Genomic DNA, 20,828 nt, shown 5'->3' on the forward strand with positions numbered 1-20,828 from the left:
CTTTGCAGGAATGCCGCCATGACCTCTGCCGAATACTCCCCCGCCGTCTTGCGCACCCGGCCCGTGGCCACAGGGCACTGGCGCGCCTTCCTGGCCGTGGCCAAGCACCTCAACTTCCGCGCGGCGGCCGACGAGCTGGCCCTTACCCAGTCGGCCGTGAGCCGCCAGATCCAGGCGCTGGAAGAAGAAGTGGGCGTGCCCCTGTTCCTGCGCCACACACGCGCGGTGGAGCTGACCAGCGCGGGCGCGCAACTGCAGCGCGCCGTGGGCCCGGCACTGGAGCGCATGGACGCCGCCGTGCGCCTGGTGCGCCAGACGGCCGGGCGACGCAGCGTGGCCATCACCACCTGGGCCAGTTTTGCATCGATGTGGCTGATCCCGCGCATGGAGGAGTTCCAACGCGACAACCCGGGCATCGACATCCGCATTGATGCGAGCGACGTGCAGGTGGACCTCGAAACGTCGGACGTGGACCTGGCCTTGCGCTATGCCATGCCCGCAGGGGCCACCCAGGGCGGCATCCGCCTGTTTGGCGAGCAACTGGCCGTGGTGGCCAGCCCCTGGCTGCTCAAAAGCGGCAAGCCGCTGCGCACCCCCGCCGATGTGGCGCAGTTCACCCTGATCGAGGCGGGCGACGCCCACCGCACCCACTACCTGGAATACCTGAGCTGGCGCCGCTGGTTCGACACCCGCGACCTGACCAAGCTGCAGCCCCAGCGCTGGCTGTACTTCAACTACGCCCACCAGATCGTTCAGGCCGCCCTGGCCGGCCAGGGCCTGGCGCTGGCGCGCATGCCGCTGATTGCCGATGCGCTGGCCGCAGGCGACCTGGTAGAGGTGCTGCCCGGTCACCGCATCGACTCGCCCCTGGCCTACTGGCTTATGGTCGGGCCGCGCAGCGCGCAGCGGCCAGAGATCAAGGCCTTCTGCGCCTGGCTGCAGGTGCAGGCCGAAGCCACCCGCCAGGCGATTGGCGATGTGCCCGACCCAGATTTGAACGACAACCTGGACGGGTCATGAAAAAAGCGCTGAGCCGTACAGCCTCAGCGCTTTCATTTTGATAGCCGCCAGCGCATATTCCTCTAGCGCTTGCAGCTGTTTTAACCCCAAATCAGGCCAACGTTACCCGTGCAAACTTGCGCTTGCCCACCTGCACCACGTAGGTGCCGGCGGCGAGCTTCAGGCCCTTGTCGCTGACCACGCTGCCTTCCACGCGCACACCGCCGCCGTCGATCAGGCGGTTGGCCTCGCTGGTCGAGGGGGCCAGGTTGGCCTGCTTGAGCAGCGCACCAATGCCCAGCGGCGCGCCCGACAGGCTCACCTCAGGGATCTCATCGGGCACGCCGCCCTTGCTGCGGTTGATGAAGTCCTGCTCCGCCGCGTCGGCGGCGGCAGCGCTGTGGAAGCGCGTGGTGATCTCCTTGGCCAGCATCACCTTGGCGTCCTTGGGGTTGCGCCCGCCCTCCACCTCGGCCTTGAGCGCGGCGATCTCGGCCAGGCTCTTGAACGACAGCAGGGTGAACCAGTCCCACATCAGGGTGTCGCTGATCGACAGCACCTTGGCAAACATGGTGTTGGCGTCTTCGGCGATGCCGATGTAGTTGTTCTTGGACTTGGACATCTTGTCCACGCCGTCCAGGCCCACCAGCAGCGGCATGGTGAGCACACACTGCGGCTCCTGGCCGTATTCCTGCTGCAGGTGGCGGCCCATGAGCAGGTTGAACTTCTGGTCCGTGCCGCCCAGTTCCAGGTCGCTCTTCAAAGCCACCGAGTCGTAGCCCTGCATCAGCGGGTACAAGAACTCATGCACCGCGATGGACTGGCCGGTGGTGAAGCGCTTGTGGAAGTCGTCGCGCTCCATCATCCGGGCCACGGTGTAGCGGGAGGCCAGCTGGATCATGCCGCTCGCACCCAGGGGCTCGCTCCACTCGCTGTTGTAGCGGATCTCGGTCTTGGCCGGGTCCAGCACCATGCTGGCCTGCTTGTAGTAAGTCTCGGCGTTCACCTTGATCTGCTCGGGCGTGAGCGGCGGGCGGGTGCTGTTGCGGCCCGAGGGGTCGCCAATCAGGCTGGTGAAGTCGCCGATCAAGAAGATGACCTGGTGGCCCAGATCTTGCAATTGCCGCATCTTGTTCAGCACCACCGTGTGGCCGATGTGGATGTCGGGGGCCGTGGGGTCCAGGCCCAGCTTGATGCGCAGCGGCTGGCCGGTGGCCTCCGAGCGCGTCAGCTTCTTGACCCATTCGTCCTGTGGCAGCAGCTCTTGCACACCGCGCAGCGAGATTTCGAGGGCTTGTCTTACACCATCAGAGACCGGGGTTGTTGTAACAGCAGATTGATTCATAAGGGTTTTTTGGGATGTCTAGACAGCATGCACCGCTATACTTCAGCCCACATTGCAGAGGCGGATTCTAGTGGGACCGCCGTTTCGACCTGTTTTTCATCAACCTGTCGAATGGCTGCAGCCTGACAGTCTGTGCTCCTGGCCCCGCCCCGCATACGCACCGGGGGTGTGCCACGGATCCGCAATCACCCTGGGGATAGACCTTTGATTCACGGCCTCACTACGGTCCGCACCGCCAGCATCGCTTTGCTTGACCGGCTGTCCCGCACAATCCAGCAACATCCCAAACGCATCACCGCCGCCGTCGCAGCCATCCTGCTGACGGGTGGCGGCGGCGCATTCGCCGTGGCCTCCTTTGCACCCGATCCGGCCGAGCTGCCGGTGCGCATGGTGAACTACCCGGTCGAGTCGCTGGCTGAGAACATGGTGCTGGGCCAACTAGATGCTCCCAGCTTTTCGCTGTTCCGCTCCGAACAGGTGCGCAGCAGTGACACCCCCGAGTCGCTGCTGCAGCGCATGGGCGTGGCCGACCCGGCCGCCGCCGCCTTCATGCGCAGCGACACGCCAGTGCGCCAAAACGTGCTGGGCCGCACCGGCCGCATCGTGTCGGCAGAAACCACCGACGACCACCGCCTGATTCGTCTGACGGTGCGCTGGGTGCCGGACGACAGCGGCAACTTCCGCCGCCTGATCGTCGAACGCACGGGCGACAACAAGTTTGCGACCCGCATCGAAACCGCCAAGATGACGACCAACAGCCGTCTGGCGGGCGGCATCATCCACAGTTCGCTGTTTGCCGCCACCGACGCGTCGAACATCCCCGATGCCGTGGCCGTGCAGGTGGCCGAACTGTTCTCGGGCAACATCGACTTCCGCCGCTCGCTGCGCAAGGGCGACCGCTTCTCGGTGGTGTACGAAACCCTGGAAGCCGACGGCGAGCCTCTGTCCAGCGGCCGCGTGCTGAGCGCCGAGTTCGTCAACAACGGCAAGACCCACCAGGCCATCTGGTTCCAGGAGCCCAACGCCGCCAAGGGCGCCTACTACACGCTGGACGGTGAAAGCATGCGCCGCGCCTACCTGACCTCGCCCGTCGAGTTCTCGCGCGTGACCAGCGGCTTCAAGATGCGCCTGCACCCCATCCTGCAAACCTGGCGCGCCCACCTGGGCACCGACTTTGCAGCCCCCACAGGCACCGCCGTGCGCACCGTGGGTGATGGCGTGGTGGAGTTTGCGGGTGTGCAGAACGGCTACGGCAACGTGGTGTTCGTCAAGCACCGCAACCAGCACGTCACCGTGTATGCCCACCTGAGCCGCATTGACGTGCGCCAGGGTCAGTCGGTCGAGCAAGGCCAGACGCTGGGCGCCGTGGGCGCCACCGGCTGGGCCACCGGCCCGCACCTGCACTTCGAGTTCCGCGTCAATGGCGTGCACCAGGACCCGATGACCATCGTCGCCCAGAGCGAAGCCGCCGCACCGGTGTCTGCAGCCGCGCGCCCTGCGTTTGACCGCCTAGCTGCCAACATGCGCGTTCAACTGAACGCGGCCGCGCTCATTGAGCAGGCCAGCGCAGACTGATCCCGGCGTACCAACGACGCACCCCACCCGTCAGGCCATGTCCGATCTGTACATTGGCCTGATGTCGGGCACCTCGCTCGACGGGATCGATGGGGTGCTGGCCGATTTCTCGGGCCCGCGCCTGCGGGTCACGCACCACGCCAGCGCCGCCTTTGCCCCCGCACTGCGCGCCGAGCTACTGGCCCTCAACACCCCCGGCGACAACGAGCTGCACCGCGCAGCGCTCGCAGGCAACGCGCTATCCCGGGCCTACGCCGAGGTGGTGCACACCCTGCTGCAGCGCAGCGGCCACCCGGCAAGCGCCATCCGAGCGATAGGCGCCCACGGGCAGACGGTGCGACACCGCCCCCAGGAATTTGACGGCACAGGCTACACCCTGCAGCTGGGCAGCCCCGCCCTGCTAGCCGAGCTGACAGGCATCACCGTAGTAGCCGACCTGCGCAGCCGCGACGTGGCCGCAGGCGGCCAAGGTGCGCCGCTGGTGCCCGCCTTCCACCAGGGCGTGTTCGGCCGGCCGGACGAGACGGTGCTGGTGCTGAACATTGGCGGCATCTCCAACCTCAGCGTGCTGGGGGCAGATGGCAGTGTGCTGGGCTTCGACTGCGGCCCGGGCAACGCCCTGATGGACCACTGGTGCCAGCAGCACACGGGCCAGCCGTTTGACAAGGACGGCGCCTGGGCCGCCACCGGACAGGTGCTGCCGGGCCTGCTGGCCGCGTTGCTGCAGGAGCCCTATTTGCACAAGGCGCCCCCCAAGAGCACAGGGCGCGACCTGTTCAACCCCGCCTGGCTGGCCGCACACCTGCAGCCCTTTGCGCAGGCCACTGCGGCCGATGTACAGGCGACATTGACCGAATTCACCGCAAGCGCTAGTGCCATATGCGCCAATAGCTATCCAAACAATAGCAAAACCCTGGCCGTATGCGGTGGTGGCGCGCTCAATGGCCAGCTCATGCAGCGGCTGCAGGCCGCCTGCCCGCCCCTGCGGGTGGTGGCCACCGATGCGCTGGGCCTGCCCGCCCTGCAGGTGGAGGCCGCCGCGTTTGCCTGGCTGGCGCGCCAGGCGCTGAACGGAGCACCGGGCAACCTCCCCAGCGTGACGGGCGCCGTGGGCCCTCGCGTGCTGGGCGCGGTGTACCCGGCCTGAAACGCCCGGTCTACACAGTCCTGGGCAGGGCGATCAACCGTGGTCCCCGGCATCGACTGATGCCCCCGCCTGGGTGCCGGACCGGTCTTGCGGCGACAGTTGCCAGAAGATACCGGCTGAAGCCACCGTGATCAGCCCCATGCAGGCAAACGTGGCCTGAAAGGCTTGCAGTGTCTGCGCTGTGCCCGGAGGCTGGAAGAAATCGGTGAACGCCGCCAGCACCGCCCCCGCCGCAGCCACCCCCATCCCCATGGCCACCATTTGCACCATGGACAGCAGGCTGTTGCCGCTGCTGGCCATGTCGTGCCCCAGGTCCTTGAGGGTCACCGTGTTCATGGCCGTGAACTGCAGCGAGTTCACCGCACCAAACACCGCCAGCTGCACCACATGCACCCACAGCGGCTGCGAGGGTGCCGCCAGCCCGAAGCTGGCCATGGTCACCCCCACCAGCAGCGTGTTGCCCACCAGCACCTGGCGGTAGCCAAAGTGGGCGATCAGCGTGGTGGTGAACCGCTTCATCGACATGCCCGCCACCGCCACGGGTAGCATCATCATGCCCGCCTGCAGCGGCGAATAGCCCATGGTGACCTGCAGCAGCAACGGAATCAGGAACGGCATGCACGAGCTGCCCAGCCGCGCAAACAGATTGCCCAGCAGCCCGATGCGCAAGGTGTCCACCGAAAACAGCCGGGGCGAAAACAGCGGGTCAGGCCGCCGCGCCGCGTGCAGCCAATAGGCCACCAGGCTCGCCAGACCGAAGATCATGAGCACCAGCACACTCGCCTGCCGCAGCCCCAGGCTGGCCAGACCGTCCAGCGCCAGCGACAGCGCCACCATGCCAAAGGCGAGCATCAGATAGCCCGCCAGGTCAAACCGTGCCACCGTCGGCGCAGCCACCCCGGGCATGTAGCGCATGGTGGCGGCACAGCCCACCAGCCCCACCGGCACGTTGATCAGAAAGATCCAGTGCCAGGAAGCCACCTCGACCAGCCAGCCTCCCAGGGTCGGTCCGATCAGCGGACCGATCAGCCCGGGGATCGCCACAAAACTCATGGCCTGCAAAAACTTCTCGCGCGGGAACGTGCGCAGCACCACCAGCCGTCCCACGGGCAGCAGCAGAGCGCCCCCGAGCCCCTGGAGCACCCGGGCGGCCACCAACTGGGTCAGGCTGTGCGACAGCGCACAAAAGACCGAGCCCGCCACAAAAAACACGATGGCCAGAAAGTACACCCGGCGCGCACCAAACCGGTCGGCCACCCAACCCGACGCCGGAATCAGCATCGCCATGGCCAGCGAATACGCCACAACCACCGACTGCATGCGCAGCGGACTCTCGCCCAGGCTCTGCGCCATGGCGGGCAGCGCGGTATTGACGATGGTGGCGTCCAGCGTCTGCATGAAAAAGCCGACGGCCACCAGCCAAAGCAGCACTTTCTGGGAGGGTTCCTGATGCATGGGTTGCAGAGCTTTCCAAACGAAACAAACGCCCCCATGAAAAAACCGCCCGAAGGCGGTTCATTCAGTCAGCGGCGGGGGTTCAGGTCTTTGCCTGGCACGACGATCCTCAGGCCGAGAAGCTGGAGCCGCAGCCGCAGGTGGTCGTGGCGTTGGGGTTCTTGATCACGAACTGCGCGCCTTGCAGGTCTTCCTTGTAGTCGATCTCGGCGCCCACGAGGTACTGGTAGCTCATGGCGTCGATGAGCAGCGACACACCGTTCTTGGTCATGGTGGTGTCGTCTTCGTTGGTGATTTCATCAAAAGTGAAACCGTACTGGAAGCCGGAGCAGCCGCCGCCTTGCACAAACACCCGCAGCTTCAGGTCGGGGTTGCCTTCTTCGGCAATCAGGTCCGCCACCTTGGCCGCCGCGCTGTCGGTGAACAGAATGGGGGCGGGCATTTCGGTCTGGATGTTTTCGGCAACTGCGCTCATGGGGTACTCCGGGTTCAGGGTTTGCAGGGAATACTACTGCAAACCTCTCGGGAATTCAGATCACTGGCTGTTTGACGCTAACTTCAGTGGGGGCTTTTCCTCCACCAGCACCGCCGTGGGGATCAGTTGCCCCGCGATCACGGCCCCCTGGTGCATCTCCAGCGCCTTGTAATGCACATTGCCGGTGATCTGCGCCTTGGGCTGCAGCTCCAGCAGTTCGCCCGCATGCACGGGGCCCAGCACCTGGCCGTTGATGATCACGTGGTCGGCATGCACCGCGCCCTCGACCCGCGCGGTTTCGGAGATCACCAGGATGCTGGGCTGGTCCGCCGCCGCCCGGATATCGCCGACCACATCGCCATCAATGCGCATGCCCTCGGCAAAATGCACATTGCCTTCGATCTTGGTGCCCTGTGCCACCAGGCTTTTGATAGGTGGCTGCTTTTTGCGCGAGAACATGGTCGGAAGACTCCTGAAGGAGCAGGCGGTACAAAAGCCCGCTTGCGAATGGAAAACGTGCCAACAAATCGGCAGGTCGTGGGCAGCGGCTACTGCGTGGGTTGCCTCGGCGAGGGCATCGAAACCAGATCAGCGCATCCACAGTCCACCCGCACTATTCGACGGCCACGGTCTGGCTGGTGCGTACGGTAGCGCCCTCCAGCACGCGCGCGGTCACGGTTTTTACCACGGCTTGGGGGGGCAGATCGAGCCCCCCCTCGAGGCGGCGGTACTGCTTGACCTGCAGCGGCTGGCCCTGGGGGGGCTGGGTCTGTGTCCACGGTTTGCCGTCCAGCGTGCCCGCCAGCACCAGTTCCAGGCGCCCGTTGAACTCGGGTGCATTGCGGGCCGCCTGGATGACCAGCACTTGCCAGCGCAGCTGCATCCCACCCAGCACCTCCGCCTGCAGCGCGCGAATGGCCAGCCCATCGGTCTTGGCGGCAGGGATCAGCTTTTCGAAGAAGCCCAGGTCCTCGCGCAGCGTGCGATTGTCGGCTTCGAGCTGGCGCACCTGGGCCATCAGGCTCTCCTTGGCAGCGCGTTCGGTAGCCAGCAAACTTTCGGCAGTCAAAGCCACCGTCTGGCGCTCCTGACCCTCTTCGCGCAGGCGGCTGATCTCTGCCCTCATCTGAACCACTTCATCGCGCGACACGGTATCGATCCCGGCAATGGACTTGCCGAACTCGAAGGCCCACAACGCTACGGCGGCGCAAAAACCCATGACCACGGCCAGGGCCAGCCAGCGAAAGGGCCAGGGCAAGGCGCTGCGGATGGCCACGCGGGGGGCGCTGATGGTCAACCGACGGCGAAGCAGGCGAAAGCGCATAGGCTCAACGGGCAGGCCTGGGAAGGCGCCCCCCAAAAAAGAAAAGAGCGCACCATAAACGAAAAAACCGCCCGAAGGCGGTTTTTCTCTGTAAAACACTCGCAGGGAGCACTTTGCAGTGGATGCGGCGCAGGGCAGCATCCGGCAGGGCCCAAGACTTAACGCTTGGAGAACTGCTTGGCGCGGCGTGCGGAGTGCAGACCGACCTTCTTACGTTCGACTTCACGTGCATCACGGGTCACGAAGCCGGCTTGGCTCAGGACAGACTTCAGGGATGCGTCGTAATCGATCAGTGCGCGGGTGATGCCGTGGCGGGCAGCGCCAGCCTGGCCGGATTCACCGCCACCGTGCACGTTGATCTGGATGTCGAAGGTTTCGACATGGTTGGTCAACGCCAGCGGTTGCTTGGCAATCATGATCGAGGTTTCGCGGCCGAAGTACTGCTGAATGTCTTTGCCATTCACAGTGATCTTGCCGGAGCCTTTTTTCAGAAACACGCGGGCGACGCTGGACTTGCGACGGCCGGTGCCATTGTTCCATTCACCAATCATCTCAAGGCTCCTTAGATTTCCAGCACTTTGGGCTGCTGGGCGGTGTGTGGATGCTCAGCACCACTGTACACCTTGAGTTTCTTGATCATCGCGTAGCCAAGGGGACCCTTGGGCAGCATGCCCTTGACAGCCTTCTCCAGCGCGCGGCCGGGGTGCTTGGCTTGCATGTCGCGGAAGTTCGTGGCCGTGATACCGCCGGGGTAACCCGAGTGACGGTAGTACACCTTGTCCAGGGACTTGGTGCCGGTGACCTTGAGTTGGGCTGCGTTGATAACGACGATGAAGTCACCGGTATCGACGTGAGGCGTGTAAATGGCCTTGTGTTTGCCGCGCAAACGGAGAGCAACTTCGCTGGCTACTCGTCCGAGGACCTTGTTGGTCGCGTCAATCACAAACCACTCGTGCACGACCTCAGCGGGCTTTGCGCTGAAAGTAGTTGTCATGAGTTTTCTCTTGAAAAGAGGGGTTTGGCGGGTCCTTTTCCACGGTCGGTGCTTCTCTGAAGGAAGCCTCTTAGGTGGCAAACAGTCTTCGCCGCGGGACCACAAAAGCGCTGCGAAGCCTTCTATTATACGAAAGAGCCCGGTCGCCGCGCAAGTGGACCGCAGTCCTGGCCCCAAAGCGGTCAGTTGGGCGTCTGGCGGCGGCGCTGCTCGTCGGCTTCGTACCGGCGGCGGTTCTCCACGCAAATGGCTTGATTGGCCTGGGACGGCTTCTGGCACTCCTGGTGGATACACATGGGGCGGGCCAGGAAATTGGCGTCAGCGCACACCTCCTGCGGCGAAGGCAGACGGGGTGGCGGCGCAGGGCGGGGCTTGGGTTCAGCCACCACAGGGGGTGGCGCAGGCACAGGCTCTTCGTGCACTACGATGGGGGTGGGGGCCGGCTCGGCAGTCACACGCTTGGTGACACGGGCGGAGGGCTTGGGCGCCGAGGCGACCACAAAGGCGGGTACGGCAGCGGACGCAGCGGCGGTCGACTGAGCCACGCCTTCCAAGGCCACGGCTTGGGCATCTGTGCCCGCAGCGGCACTGACGTTCACCAGCGCGGCCGCTGACGAGGCCGTTGCTGCCGGCGGCTCGGCCATCTCGGTGATGATGTCATCGCGCGGCGGTTTGCTGCCCTGGCTCCAGCGCCAAGCGCCTCCAGCGACCACGGCTACCAGCGCCGCCACCACAATGCCAGCCACCAAAGGCGAGCGCCGTGACGAGGGAGCGGGCTTGCCGTGACCTCGCACCAGATCCCGCTCCAGGGGTGCGGACCGCCGCTCCGCCGCGCGCGACCCGCTGGCGCCCAGCGAACGGTGGTGCGGCAGGTCCTCAAAGCGGGAATCGTCCTCAGCGACCACGGTGTCGCCAGCGTCGATGAAAACCGTGTCGCCCGCATCGGCCGCCACCGTGTCAGGACCGGCCAGCATGACCGTATCCGCGCCAAAGTCATCGCCGGGGCGGCCCTCCTGCACGGGCGACGGTGCCGCTGCGACTGCTTCCGCGCGCTGGGCTTGCGCCTGGATCTCGGCCACGATGCTGGGGGCAGAGGTCACATCCACGGTGGGCGTGGGCAGCCCCGGGCCGGGCTGGTCGGCGGGCTCTACCCAGATGTCGCCCAGTTCCGCCCGAAAGTCGAAGTGCTGCACATCTTCCGGCGCCGAGGTCATCTCCATGGTCTGGAGAAAAGCGTCGATGCTCTGCGGCCGGTCCTCGGGCCGCAGGGCCAGGGACTGCGAAATCGCAGCAACAAACGGCGCCGAATACTCCACGCCAAACTGCCGCTTGACGGTCTTGGCGATGCGGGAGAAGGACACCATGCGGTCGCGGATGGAACGCAGCGTGGCAGGCAGGGGCGTGTCGTTGGCCAGACAGCCGTGCATGACCGCTGCCAGGGAGTACAGATCGCTCCAAGGCCCCTGGCGCAGCTCCTCGTCGCCGTCGGAATACTGCTCGATGGGCGCGTAATTCACCTTGAGCACGGCCGTGTGCTTGCGGTCCTGGTCATTGATGGCATGCCGGGCGGCGCCCAGGTCCAGCAATACCGGCGGTCCGTTGTCCTGCAGGAAGATGTTGTCTGGCGAGATGTCGCGGTGCAGCGTGTTGCCGTCGTGCAGCACACGCAGCGCATCCAGCACCGACCACAGCAGCTTGCGCAGCCAGGCCTCGGGCGGCGGCGTGCGCATCTGGGCACGGGCCTGCTTGAACGTCATGCCCGAATACAGCGGCATGACCATATAGGCTGTGTTGTTGGCCTCCCAGAAGCGGAACACCTTGACCAGCGACGGGTGGTCAAACTGCGCCAGCAGCCGCGCCTCGCCCACAAAAGACACCAGGCCTGCCTGGAAGGTTTGCTGATCGGACGAAGACCGCACCCAGAGCGATTGCCCCTGCGAGCGACCGGCCAGCGCCGAGGGCATGTATTCCTTGATGGCCACCGCCCGGTGCAGGGAATGGTCAAACGCCTTGTAGACCATGCCAAAACCGCCCACACCCAGCAAACCCAGGATCTCGAACTCCGCCAGGCGTGTGCCAGGGGGCAGCGCATCGATATGGCTGACACCGCTGGCGGGGGCTGTGCTGGAGCTTTCGGTCATGGTCGGAAGACGGGGCGGGCTGGCAATTTCACAGGCAAATCAATGGAACAACAAGCACAACGGCGGAAAGCGGACCCCACCGCAGGCGCGATCATGAGGCATGGCCGCACCGGATTTGGCAACAAATGGCTAACAGAGGACGGCCTGTCTGCCAAAAACATCACGTCCCCCGCCACCACAAGGCCCCCGATTGTGCCGCGCCCGGACAAGGGCGCTGCCCCGACGCACAACACACTCGTTACCATTGGGTCATGTTCAGTTATCGCCACGCCTTCCACGCAGGCAACCATGCCGATGTGCTCAAGCACACCGTTTTGATTGCTGCCTTGCAACACCTTACCGAGAAAGACGCGGCGCTGACCGTGCTGGACACCCATGCAGGCGCAGGCCTGTACCGGCTGGACGGGGACTATGCCAGCACCAGTGGCGAAGCCGCCGACGGCGTGGCCCGGCTGTTTGCACCAACCACGCCCACCCTCACCCCAGCCCTGCAGGCCTACGTGGACATGGTGGGCGACTTCAACCAGGGCAAGGCGCTGCGCGTGTACCCCGGCTCACCCTTCATCACCCAGCGCCTGCTGCGTAGCCACGACAAGCTCAAGCTGTTCGAGCTGCACCCCACCGACCTGCGCGCGCTGGCCGGCAACGTGGCCCAGCTGGAGGCAGGCCGCCAGGTGGCGGTGCTGCACGAAGACGGCTTTGAGGGCATCAAGAAGTTTTTGCCTCCACCGGCCCGTCGCGCCCTGGTGCTGTGCGATCCCAGCTATGAAATCAAGAGCGACTACGCCAAGGTGCTCGACATGGCGGCCGATTCGCTCAAGCGTTTTGCCACGGGCACCTATGCATTCTGGTACCCCATCATCCCGCGCCCCGAAGCCCACGACCTGCCCCGCCGCCTGAAGACACTGGCCACCAAGGCGGGCAAGAGCTGGCTGCATGCCACGCTCACCGTCAAGTCGAGCAAGATCACCGAAACCGTCACGGGCGATACCAAACGCCCCGGCCTGCCGGCCAGCGGCATGTTCCTGATCAACCCGCCTTACACCCTCAAGGCCGCGCTCAAAGACGCCCTGCCCCAGATGGCCGAGCTGCTGGCCCAGGACAAACACGCCACCCACACGCTGGAATCGGGCGGCTGACCGGCCCTTCCGGTTCCTTACATCGCGTCAAGGTGCCGCCGGACAATCCTTGTCGTCGTCCTGCAGGGCGAACAGCTCCACCGGCTTGAGCCCCAGGCCCACCATACCCAACGCCTCGGCGGCGCCCCGGCTCAGGTCGATCACCCGGTTGCGGGTGTGGGGCCCGCGGTCGTTGATGCGCACGATCACCGTGCGCCCCGTGGCCTGGCTGCGCACACACACGCGGGAGCCAAAGGGCAGCGTGGGGTGAGCCGCCGTGAGCGCACGCATGTCAAACAGCTCCCCGCTGGCGGTACGCCGCCGGTGGAACTGCGCCCCGTACCACGATGCCAACCCCACCTCGTCCGCCTCCAGGCTGAGCGGCGACCCGCCGGGAGTGGTGGGTTCCGGTTTGGCCGGGGGATCGATCAGCATCGCCTCTCCCGGCACGGACAGCAGGTTGGGGGCCAGCGCGTCCGGCTCTGCCTGCAGCCCCTGGGCGTGCGCAACCGCGAAGGCGCTGCACAGCAACCACAGCCCCACCAGCTGCCGCAGCGGCGCCCACCGGGCCACGCTGCGACAAGAGCCGGGTGGCTGCTCGCCCCCCACCATCAGATCCCCAGCCGGCGACAGATCTCCAGGGTCGCGGCGCTTTGGTTCATGGTGTAGAAGTGCAGCGCGGGCACGCCGGCCGTGCGCAGCTGGTCGCACAGGTCGGTCACCACATCCAGGCCAAACGCCTTGATGCTGGCGGTGTCGTCCCCAAACGACTGCAGGCGCAGACGGATCCAGCGCGGAATCTCCGCACCGCAGGCGTCCGAGAACCGCATCAGCTGCGTGGAGCTGGAAATGGGCATGATGCCCGGCACCACCGGCACGTCAGCGCCCAGGCGGTGCGCGTCTTCCACAAAGCGGAAATACGCGTCGCTGTTGTAGAAATACTGGGTGATGGCAGAGTCCGCCCCCGCCCGCACCTTGGTCACGTAGGCCTGCAGGTCCGCCTCGGGCGACTTGGCTTGGGGGTGCACCTCGGGGTAGGCCGCCACCTCGATGTGGAAGTCCCGGCCCGTTTCGGCGCGGATGAAGGCCACCAAGTCGCTGGCGTACTGGAACTCGCCGCCCGCGCCATAGCCGCTGGGCAGGTCGCCGCGCAGCGCCACCAGGCGCTTGACGCCCATGGCCTTGAGCGTGGCCAGCTGCTCGCGCACCGACTGGCGCGTGGCCCCGATGCACGAAAAGTGCGACGCAGCGCCCACGCCTTCGGACAGGATCTCTCGCACCGTACCGAATGTGCCTTCTTGCGTGGAGCCCCCTGCGCCGTAGGTCACCGAACAGAAGTCCGGATGCAGTGCATACAGCTGCTGGCGCGCCACGCGCAGCTTGTCGGCGCCTTCAGGCGTCTTGGGCGGGAAAAACTCGAAACTCACCGGAAACCCGGTGCCTTGCGCGTGGGCTGCATTCATGCGGCTCTCCTTGCGTGTACAAAAAATTCTCGATTGCCATCACCGCCCTGGATCGGGCTGTCGATCCACGCCCGCACTTCCAGGCCCAGAGTTACGCAGCAATCGCGGATGCGCTGTTCCACCACCGCATACAGGGACTCGTCGCGCACAATGCCGCCTTTGCCCACCTGCCCCGGCTGCAATTCAAACTGGGGCTTGACCAGCATGACCAGGTCGCCCTGCGGCGCGAGCAACGGCACCAGTGCAGGCAGCACCAGAGTGAGCGAGATGAACGACAGGTCGCCCGTCACCAGGTCAAACACGGGCGTGACCTGCACATCCTCTCGCCCCTCTCGGCGCTGGCGCACCACCGGTAAAGTGCCCTCGGCCCGCGCGCGGGCCTTGGCGGCGCGCTCGGCTTTGAAGGCTTCTACGTCTTGCTCTTTGGCATCGTCGCTGTCGTCGTATTCTTCATCGACCAGACCGCCGTTGCGCATCCAGCTGTAAGGAGCGACCGGCTGGGTGTCGTTGTCTTCATGGTCTTGCACCAGCTCTTCGGACAAGGCCGCTTCACAGCCTTCGAGCAGCGACTCGGCTGTCATGGCGCGGGCATTGATCCCTTCCACGCCCACCACGCGCACATCGTCACGCAGGCGCTCATGCAACTGGCCATGCCCCACATCCACACCCACCACCTGGGCCGCGCCATGTTGCAACAGGCAGTCCGTGAAGCCACCGGTGCTCTGCCCCACATCCAGGCAGCGCAGGCCCGTCACGTCCAGGCCCGTGGCCTGCAAGGCGCCTTCGAGCTTGAGCCCGCCACGGGAGATGTATTTGGCCTCGGCATCGTCCAGCAGCCTTACCTCGGCCACGGACGGGACGTCATCCCCGTTCTTGGCCACCTTGTTCCAGGGCGACAAGGGCGTCAAGCGCCACTCCACCCCCGAAGCGATCAGGCGCTGCGCCTGCGAGCGCGTGGCGGCATGGCCACGCTCCACCAAAAACACATCTGCGCGCATCGCGCCCATCCTTTTTGAGTCAAATCGGCTGGTAGCGCTAGTGAATCATGCGCCAGCAGCTATCAATTTATGAGCAATCAAGCATTGCTCAGCATCACGGCGCCACACCACCGTGCGCGCGCCCTGTCGCCAGGGCGCGCGCACCGGGATCAGTAGCGGTAGGTGTCAGGCTTGTAGGGGCCTTGCTTGGGCACGCCGATGTAGGCGGCCTGTTCGTCGGTCAGCTCGGTCAGCATGGCGCCCACCTTCTTGAGGTGCAGGCGCGCCACCTTTTCGTCCAGGTGCTTGGGCAGCACGTAGACCTTGCCGTTTTCGTAGTAGTCGCTGTGAGTGAACAGCTCGATCTGGGCAATGGTCTGGTTGGCAAAGCTCGACGACATCACGAAGCTGGGGTGGCCCGTGCCGCAGCCCAGGTTCACCAGACGGCCCTTGGCCAGCAGGATGATGCGCTTGCCGTCCGGGAAGATCACGTGGTCCACCTGGGGCTTGATCTCTTCCCACTGGTACTGCTCCAGCGACGCGACCTGGATCTCGTTGTCGAAGTGGCCGATGTTGCAGACGATGGCCTGGTCCTTCATGGCCAGCATGTGCTCGTGGCGGATCACGTCCTTGTTGCCGGTGGTGGTCACGAAGATGTCGGCCTTGTCGGCAGCGTATTCCATGGTCACGACCTTGTAGCCTTCCATCGCGGCCTGCAGGGCGTTGATGGGGTCGATCTCGGTCACCCACACCTGGGCGCTCAGCGCGCGCAGGGCCTGGGCGCTGCCCTTGCCCACGTCGCCGTAGCCAGCGACCACGGCCACCTTGCCGGCGATCATCACGTCGGTGGCGCGCTTGATGCCGTCCACCAGCGACTCACGGCAACCGTACAGGTTGTCGAACTTGCTCTTGGTCACCGAGTCGTTCACGTTGATGGCGCGGAACATCAGCGAGCCCTTGGCCGACATTTCCTTCAGGCGGTGCACGCCCGTGGTGGTTTCTTCGGTCACGCCGATGATCTGGGCGCTCTTGCGGCTGTACCAGGTCGGGTCTTGCGCCAGCTTGGCCTTGATGGAAGCGAACAGGCAGGTTTCTTCTTCGCTGGTGGGGTTGGCGATCAGCGATACGTCCTTTTCGGCGCGCTTGCCCAGGTGCATCAGCAGCGTGGCATCGCCACCGTCGTCCAGGATCAGGTTGGGGCCTTCGCCTTCGGCGCCTGCGGGGCCAAAGTCAAAGATGCGGTGGGTGTAGTCCCAGTATTCGGCCAGGGTCTCGCCCTTGATGGCGAACACGGGCGTGCCAGCGGCAGCAATCGCGGCTGCGGCGTGGTCTTGCGTGGAGAAGATGTTGCAAGAAGCCCAGCGCACCTCAGCACCAAGGGCCTGCAGGGTCTCGATCAGCACGGCGGTCTGGATCGTCATGTGCAGCGAGCCGGTAATGCGTGCGCCCTTGAGCGGTTGCTTGGCAGCGAATTCTTCGCGGATGGCCATCAGGCCGGGCATTTCGGTTTCGGCGATGCGAATTTCTTTGCGGCCCCATTCGGCCAGGCCGATGTCGGCAATGATGCAGTCGGTGTTGACCGGGGCGTTGACGCGTGCGTTCATGATGGTGTGCTCCAAAGCATGTTTGAAAAGCCACTGCGCGAAGGGGAAGGTCGATACGCCTCACCGCACGCGAAGTGGATGAGCGTCGTTGCTAGATGACTCCGAGCCTCACGCCCCGCCTGTGCTGGGGACGCTGCAACGCTCCTCGGATCGGCGGATTATAAAAGCAAGTGCATTCCCGGCGCCATGCCCGCGGGGGTGAATTCATCCCGGACCTTGCACGGAACAGTAAAATCCCGCGACTGCCGCCCCTGCGACCCATGCAGGTCCCGGCCCGAAGATTTCTTGCGCAGGGCGCTCTGCCCCGCACCCATCCCATTCAGGAACCCCTGTGTCCTACGCCCCAGAAACCCGGCGCCGCCGCACCTTTGCCATCATTTCCCACCCCGACGCCGGTAAAACGACGCTGACGGAAAAGCTGCTGCTGTTCTCGGGCGCGATCCAGATCGCGGGTGCCGTCAAGGGCCGAAAGGCCAGCCGCCATGCCACCTCCGACTGGATGGAAATCGAAAAGCAGCGCGGCATCTCGGTAGCCAGCTCGGTCATGCAGATGCTGTACCGCGAGCATGTGATCAACCTGCTCGACACGCCCGGCCACAAGGACTTCTCGGAAGACACCTACCGCGTGCTCACCGCCGTGGACTCGGCGCTGATGGTGATCGACGCCGCCAACGGTGTGGAAGCACAAACCCGCCGCCTGATCGAGGTCTGCCGCCAGCGCGACACGCCCATCATCACCTTCGTCAACAAGATGGACCGCGAGGTGCGCGACCCGCTGGACATCATGGACGAGGTCGAGCGCGAACTGGGCATGCCCTGCTGCCCCATGACCTGGCCCGTGGGCCAGGGCAAGAGCTTTGGCGGCATCATCAACTTGCGCACCAAGACGATGACGGTGTTCGAATCCGGCAGCGAACGTCGCCCGCAGGACTTCGAATCCATCCCGCTCACCGATGTGGACACCCTGCGCGCCCGCTTCGGCGCAGAGTTCGACGCCGCCATGGACAGCATGGAGCTGGCTACCGGTGCATCGCCCGCCTGGGACCATGAAGCCTTCCTGGCCGGCAAACTGACCCCCGTGTTCTTCGGCTCCGGCGTGAACAACTTCGGGGTGATGGAAGTGCTGGACGCCCTGGTGGACATGGCCCCGCCGCCCGGCCCGCGCGTGAGCACGCTGGAGGTGAACAAACAGCCCGTCGTCAAGACCATCCAGCCCGAGGACGAAGGTTTCTCCGGCGTGGTGTTCAAGGTGCAGGCCAACATGGACGCCAACCACCGCGACCGCATCGCCTTCGTACGCGTGGCCAGCGGCAAGTACACGCCGGGCATGAAGCTCAAGGTACAGCGCACCGGCAAGGAGCTGCGCCCCACATCGGTGGTGACCTTCATGTCCCAGCGCCGCGAGGCCGTCGAAGAAGCCTACGCGGGCGACATCATTGGCTTCACCACCCACGGCGGCGTGCAGCTGGGCGACACCATCACCGACGGCGCCAACCTGCAGTTCACCGGCCTGCCCTTCTTCGCGCCCGAAATGTTCATGACCGTGGTCCTCAAGAACCCGCTGCGCACCAAGCAGCTCCAGCAAGGCCTGGCCCAGCTGGGCGAAGAAGGCGCGATCCAGGTCTTCAAGCCCGACGCCGGTGGCAACATGCTGCTGGGCGCCGTGGGCCAGCTTCAGTTTGAAGTGGTGCAGCACCGCCTGAAGGCTGAGTACGACGCCGACGTGCGCCTGGAAGGCTGTCAGTACACGGGCGCCCGCTGGATCACCGCCGACAACGCGGCCGACCTGCGCGCCTTTACCGATGCCTACCCGCTGCGCCTGGCGCACGACGCGGCGGACACGCTGGCGTACCTGTGCACCTCGCCGTACGACGTGCGGTTGGCGCAGGAGCGGTTTCCCAAGATCCACTTCCATCCGCTGCGTGAGCATGCGGGGTTGGCACTGCAGAAGGCCGGTTGAGCCCGCATGCAACCTCTGGATCTCTGGCCAACAGTGGCCCGCCGCGACCTGGTGGGCGTGTTCACCGACATCGACGACACCCTGACCACCGAAGGCGCCATCAAGCCCGACGCGCTGCAGGCGCTGGCTGACCTGAAGGCGGCGGGCCTGGTAGTCATTCCCATCACCGGGCGGCCGATTGGCTGGTGTGAACCCTTCATGGCCGGGCCGGGGGGTTCGACCTGGCCGGTCGATGCCATGGTGGCCGAAAACGGGGCCGTGGCTTTTACCCGGGGCTCTGGCGCTCAACCCACGCTGGTCAAGCGCTACCAGCAAGACGCCGCCACGCGCAGCGCCAACCAGGCGCGCATGCGTGAGATCGCCGCGCTGGTGGCTTCGGAAGTGCCAGGTGTGGCCCTGAGCCGCGACAGCGCCGGGCGCGAGACGGACCTGGCCTTTGACTACGCCGAGTTCGACCGGCACCCGCCCGAGACCGTGCAACAGGTGCTGGACTTGCTACAGCGCGAAGGCATGCAGACCACGGTGAGCAGCATCCACATCCACGGCTGCTTTGGGGACTTCAACAAATGGCAGGGCGCCAACTGGATCGTGCGCGAGTTGATGGGGCGCGACCTGGCGCAGGAGCTGGATCGCTGGGTGTTTGTGGGCGACTCGGGCAATGACCAGGCGATGTTCCAGCACTTCACCCACAGCGTGGGGGTGGCCAACATCGCGCGGTTTGCTCCGCAGCTCACACATCTGCCACGGTATGTGACGCAGGGCGAACGCGGCGCGGGGTTTGCCGAAGTGGCGCAGGCGATCCTGGCGGGGCGCTGACTGTCAGCGAAGCAAGCGCAGCAGGCAACAGAGGGCGGTCGCCACAGCCCCTGGCTGATCGACGCAACGGGCCCAGCAACCCCGGGACGGAACAGGGCACGCAAGACCTCCAGGAAGCAGTTTTGACGGAAAACGCCCGCTTGCGCTAGTGGGACATGCCGCGATAGCTATCATTTCAATAGCACCAGCATCAAGCCTTGAGGAAGATATCGGTGTCCGGCGCAAAACACGCATGCAGCGGCAACAGCGCCCCGCCCAGCGCCCGCGCGTCCGAGCCCATGGTGCCCAGCTCCAGCCGGGGGGGCTGGTGCAGGCCTTCCCAGTTGTAGTCGGCCAGCGCGTGGCGGGCGCCTTCGCACAGGGCCTGCAGCAGCTCGGGGGCGGCAGCGCCATCGACCACCACGGCATCCAGGTCCAAAAACGCCGTGGCCGAGACGATGCAGTGCGCCAGGCCGGCCGCAGCGCGCGCAATCCAGCCCCGGCTGTGTTCCAGCCACGGGGCCTGCAGCACGCGCTTGTCGTAGGCGGCCATGGGGTCGAGGCCGTGTTCGCGAAAGCGCTGCTCCAGCTCCCACAGCGATGCCTGGCTGATGAGCTGTGCGGGAGCCTGGCCCGGCTGGGCGGGTGACAGCGGCAGCGAGGCCACCGCACCCGCGTTGCCATGCAGACCGCGATGCAGGTGCGAATTGATGACCAGCCCGCCACCCACAAAGGTGTCCATGAACAAATACAAAAAACTGGGGATGTCGCGCCCGCGCCCCTGCAGCAGCTCGGCCACGCAGGCGGCGGAGGTGTCCTTGGCAAAGCTCACGGGCAGCTCGGTCATCTGCTGCACTTGCTCGGCCAGGTCGATGTTGTTCCAGGCTTCGGACTGCGCTTCGGTGAGCCCCAGCATGCGGTGCCAGCCACCCAACTGGAATGGGGCGGCCACGCCCACGCCCACCACGCGCGAGCGCAGCGGGCCCAGGCCGTCGAGCAACTGGTTGAGGTGCGTGCGGATGGCGGGCAGCAGCACGTCGATGTCGGGGAAGGCGTAGTCGAGCACGATGCGCTCGCGCACATGGCCGGTGAAGTCCACCAGCAGCCAGTCGGCGCTGCGGCGGCCGATCTTGATGCCGATGGCAAACGCGCCGTCGGGGTTCAGGCCAATGGGCACCGAGGGCTGGCCCACGCGACCGCGCACGGGCGCTTCGCGGCGCAACAACTGATCTTCGTCGAGCCGGGCGGTGATCAAACCGATGGTCTGCGCCGTGAGGCCCGTGACCCGCGCCATCTCAGCCTTGGCCAGGCTGCCGTGGGTGCGCAACGCCTGCAGCACCACGCGCTCGTTGAACTGGCGCAGCCCCACATGGTTGGAGCCGCGCTGGCGCAGCAGCGCGGGGCTGGCGGCAGTGTTGTCAACGGCGGGTAGGGATGCGTCGGTGTCCAGCATGGT

Annotated in this window: 19 protein-coding genes and 1 riboswitch; of the genes, 6 read left to right on the forward strand and 13 right to left on the reverse strand. The window is 65.5% G+C overall.

Going from position 1 to position 20,828, the window contains the following annotated elements:
- Positions 1-18 precede the first annotated feature (18 nt).
- Positions 19-1,020 carry a LysR substrate-binding domain-containing protein gene (locus ACT531_RS11600; RefSeq protein ID WP_060985387.1) on the forward strand — a complete coding sequence of 334 codons (1,002 nt, stop codon included), beginning with the start codon at positions 19-21 and terminating at the stop codon, positions 1,018-1,020.
- Positions 1,021-1,111: 91 nt separating this feature from the next.
- Here ACT531_RS11600 and tyrS read toward each other — a convergent pair whose 3' ends face one another.
- Complete coding sequence (gene tyrS, locus ACT531_RS11605) at positions 1,112-2,344, reverse strand: tyrosine--tRNA ligase (protein WP_110960309.1); 1,233 nt, start codon at positions 2,342-2,344, stop codon at positions 1,112-1,114.
- A gap of 204 nt (positions 2,345-2,548) precedes the next feature.
- Between tyrS and ACT531_RS11610 the strand changes: the two genes are divergently transcribed.
- Positions 2,549-3,919 (forward strand): M23 family metallopeptidase, encoded by a 1,371-nt coding sequence (locus tag ACT531_RS11610; protein ID WP_015015714.1) that lies wholly within the window; start codon positions 2,549-2,551, stop codon positions 3,917-3,919.
- Positions 3,920-3,956: 37 nt separating this feature from the next.
- The gene (locus tag ACT531_RS11615; RefSeq protein WP_476017521.1) at positions 3,957-5,066 is read left to right on the forward strand and encodes an anhydro-N-acetylmuramic acid kinase; all 1,110 of its coding nucleotides are present in this window, start codon (positions 3,957-3,959) and stop codon (positions 5,064-5,066) included.
- Positions 5,067-5,099: 33 nt separating this feature from the next.
- Here ACT531_RS11615 and mdtD read toward each other — a convergent pair whose 3' ends face one another.
- From mdtD to ACT531_RS11650, 7 genes are all read right to left on the reverse strand, one after another.
- The gene (mdtD, locus tag ACT531_RS11620; protein ID WP_476017522.1) at positions 5,100-6,521 is read right to left on the reverse strand and encodes a multidrug transporter subunit MdtD; all 1,422 of its coding nucleotides are present in this window, start codon (positions 6,519-6,521) and stop codon (positions 5,100-5,102) included.
- Positions 6,522-6,630: 109 nt separating this feature from the next.
- Positions 6,631-6,996 carry an iron-sulfur cluster insertion protein ErpA gene (gene erpA / locus ACT531_RS11625; protein WP_008907234.1) on the reverse strand — a complete coding sequence of 122 codons (366 nt, stop codon included), beginning with the start codon at positions 6,994-6,996 and terminating at the stop codon, positions 6,631-6,633.
- 60 nt (positions 6,997-7,056) lie between these two features.
- On the reverse strand, positions 7,057-7,455 hold the full coding sequence (locus ACT531_RS11630; protein WP_060986949.1) for a bactofilin family protein: 399 nt from the start codon (positions 7,453-7,455) through the stop codon (positions 7,057-7,059).
- Positions 7,456-7,609: 154 nt separating this feature from the next.
- Positions 7,610-8,320 (reverse strand): DUF6776 family protein, encoded by a 711-nt coding sequence (locus ACT531_RS11635; RefSeq protein WP_476017523.1) that lies wholly within the window; start codon positions 8,318-8,320, stop codon positions 7,610-7,612.
- 158 nt (positions 8,321-8,478) lie between these two features.
- The gene (gene rpsI / locus ACT531_RS11640) at positions 8,479-8,871 is read right to left on the reverse strand and encodes a 30S ribosomal protein S9 (protein ID WP_110960312.1); all 393 of its coding nucleotides are present in this window, start codon (positions 8,869-8,871) and stop codon (positions 8,479-8,481) included.
- Between the two features lie 11 nt (positions 8,872-8,882).
- Positions 8,883-9,314, reverse strand: a complete 432-nt coding sequence (gene rplM / locus ACT531_RS11645) for a 50S ribosomal protein L13 (RefSeq protein ID WP_476017524.1) — start codon at positions 9,312-9,314, stop codon at positions 8,883-8,885.
- A gap of 182 nt (positions 9,315-9,496) precedes the next feature.
- Positions 9,497-11,455, reverse strand: a complete 1,959-nt coding sequence (locus ACT531_RS11650) for a serine/threonine protein kinase (protein WP_476017525.1) — start codon at positions 11,453-11,455, stop codon at positions 9,497-9,499.
- 251 nt (positions 11,456-11,706) lie between these two features.
- Between ACT531_RS11650 and ACT531_RS11655 the strand changes: the two genes are divergently transcribed.
- A complete protein-coding gene (locus tag ACT531_RS11655; protein WP_343733655.1) occupies positions 11,707-12,594 on the forward strand; it encodes a 23S rRNA (adenine(2030)-N(6))-methyltransferase RlmJ in 888 nt (295 codons plus the stop codon).
- Positions 12,595-12,621: 27 nt separating this feature from the next.
- Here the strand turns inward: ACT531_RS11655 and ACT531_RS11660 are convergent, their stop codons facing one another.
- The 4 genes from ACT531_RS11660 to ahcY form a co-directional block, all read right to left on the reverse strand.
- Positions 12,622-13,146: a septal ring lytic transglycosylase RlpA family protein gene (locus ACT531_RS11660; RefSeq protein ID WP_476017526.1), complete on the reverse strand. Its 525-nt coding sequence runs from the start codon at positions 13,144-13,146 to the stop codon at positions 12,622-12,624.
- 38 nt (positions 13,147-13,184) lie between these two features.
- Positions 13,185-14,036, reverse strand: a complete 852-nt coding sequence (metF, locus tag ACT531_RS11665) for a methylenetetrahydrofolate reductase [NAD(P)H] (RefSeq protein ID WP_015015724.1) — start codon at positions 14,034-14,036, stop codon at positions 13,185-13,187.
- Positions 14,033-15,034, reverse strand: coding sequence for a TlyA family RNA methyltransferase (locus tag ACT531_RS11670; protein ID WP_110960403.1), 1,002 nt, complete (start codon positions 15,032-15,034; stop codon positions 14,033-14,035). Before ACT531_RS11670 ends, metF begins: the two co-directional genes overlap by 4 nt.
- A 149-nt stretch (positions 15,035-15,183) precedes the next feature.
- Positions 15,184-16,617 (reverse strand): adenosylhomocysteinase, encoded by a 1,434-nt coding sequence (ahcY, locus tag ACT531_RS11675; RefSeq protein ID WP_476017527.1) that lies wholly within the window; start codon positions 16,615-16,617, stop codon positions 15,184-15,186.
- Between the two features lie 73 nt (positions 16,618-16,690).
- A riboswitch (S-adenosyl-L-homocysteine riboswitch) is annotated at positions 16,691-16,770 on the reverse strand.
- 178 nt (positions 16,771-16,948) lie between these two features.
- On the opposite strand from ahcY, the gene ACT531_RS11680 reads away from it, so the two are divergent.
- Together ACT531_RS11680 and ACT531_RS11685 are read left to right on the forward strand one after the other, a co-directional pair.
- Positions 16,949-18,577, forward strand: coding sequence for a peptide chain release factor 3 (locus ACT531_RS11680; RefSeq protein WP_015015727.1), 1,629 nt, complete (start codon positions 16,949-16,951; stop codon positions 18,575-18,577).
- Positions 18,578-18,583: 6 nt separating this feature from the next.
- On the forward strand, positions 18,584-19,393 hold the full coding sequence (locus tag ACT531_RS11685; protein ID WP_476017528.1) for an HAD-IIB family hydrolase: 810 nt from the start codon (positions 18,584-18,586) through the stop codon (positions 19,391-19,393).
- A 190-nt stretch (positions 19,394-19,583) separates the two neighbouring features.
- Here ACT531_RS11685 and ACT531_RS11690 read toward each other — a convergent pair whose 3' ends face one another.
- Positions 19,584-20,825: an ROK family transcriptional regulator gene (locus tag ACT531_RS11690; protein ID WP_099729240.1), complete on the reverse strand. Its 1,242-nt coding sequence runs from the start codon at positions 20,823-20,825 to the stop codon at positions 19,584-19,586.
- Between the last annotated feature and the right edge of the window lie 3 nt (positions 20,826-20,828).

It is taken from the genome of Acidovorax sp. DMC1 (assembly GCF_056314325.1).

What these genes read in the sequence shown, in the direction of transcription:
- ACT531_RS11600 (WP_060985387.1), top strand. Translation starts at nt 19, where the DNA reads ATGACCTCTGCCGAATACTCCCCCGCCGTCTTGCGCACCCGGCCCGTG.
- tyrS (WP_110960309.1), bottom strand. Translation starts at nt 2,344, where the DNA reads ATGAATCAATCTGCTGTTACAACAACCCCGGTCTCTGATGGTGTAAGA.
- ACT531_RS11615 (WP_476017521.1), top strand. Translation starts at nt 3,957, where the DNA reads ATGTCCGATCTGTACATTGGCCTGATGTCGGGCACCTCGCTCGACGGG.
- mdtD (WP_476017522.1), bottom strand. Translation starts at nt 6,521, where the DNA reads ATGCATCAGGAACCCTCCCAGAAAGTGCTGCTTTGGCTGGTGGCCGTC.
- erpA (WP_008907234.1), bottom strand. Translation starts at nt 6,996, where the DNA reads ATGAGCGCAGTTGCCGAAAACATCCAGACCGAAATGCCCGCCCCCATT.
- ACT531_RS11630 (WP_060986949.1), bottom strand. Translation starts at nt 7,455, where the DNA reads ATGTTCTCGCGCAAAAAGCAGCCACCTATCAAAAGCCTGGTGGCACAG.
- ACT531_RS11635 (WP_476017523.1), bottom strand. Translation starts at nt 8,320, where the DNA reads ATGCGCTTTCGCCTGCTTCGCCGTCGGTTGACCATCAGCGCCCCCCGC.
- rpsI (WP_110960312.1), bottom strand. Translation starts at nt 8,871, where the DNA reads ATGATTGGTGAATGGAACAATGGCACCGGCCGTCGCAAGTCCAGCGTC.
- rplM (WP_476017524.1), bottom strand. Translation starts at nt 9,314, where the DNA reads ATGACAACTACTTTCAGCGCAAAGCCCGCTGAGGTCGTGCACGAGTGG.
- ACT531_RS11650 (WP_476017525.1), bottom strand. Translation starts at nt 11,455, where the DNA reads ATGACCGAAAGCTCCAGCACAGCCCCCGCCAGCGGTGTCAGCCATATC.
- ACT531_RS11655 (WP_343733655.1), top strand. Translation starts at nt 11,707, where the DNA reads ATGTTCAGTTATCGCCACGCCTTCCACGCAGGCAACCATGCCGATGTG.
- metF (WP_015015724.1), bottom strand. Translation starts at nt 14,036, where the DNA reads ATGAATGCAGCCCACGCGCAAGGCACCGGGTTTCCGGTGAGTTTCGAG.
- ACT531_RS11670 (WP_110960403.1), bottom strand. Translation starts at nt 15,034, where the DNA reads ATGCGCGCAGATGTGTTTTTGGTGGAGCGTGGCCATGCCGCCACGCGC.
- ahcY (WP_476017527.1), bottom strand. Translation starts at nt 16,617, where the DNA reads ATGAACGCACGCGTCAACGCCCCGGTCAACACCGACTGCATCATTGCC.
- ACT531_RS11685 (WP_476017528.1), top strand. Translation starts at nt 18,584, where the DNA reads ATGCAACCTCTGGATCTCTGGCCAACAGTGGCCCGCCGCGACCTGGTG.
- ACT531_RS11690 (WP_099729240.1), bottom strand. Translation starts at nt 20,825, where the DNA reads ATGCTGGACACCGACGCATCCCTACCCGCCGTTGACAACACTGCCGCC.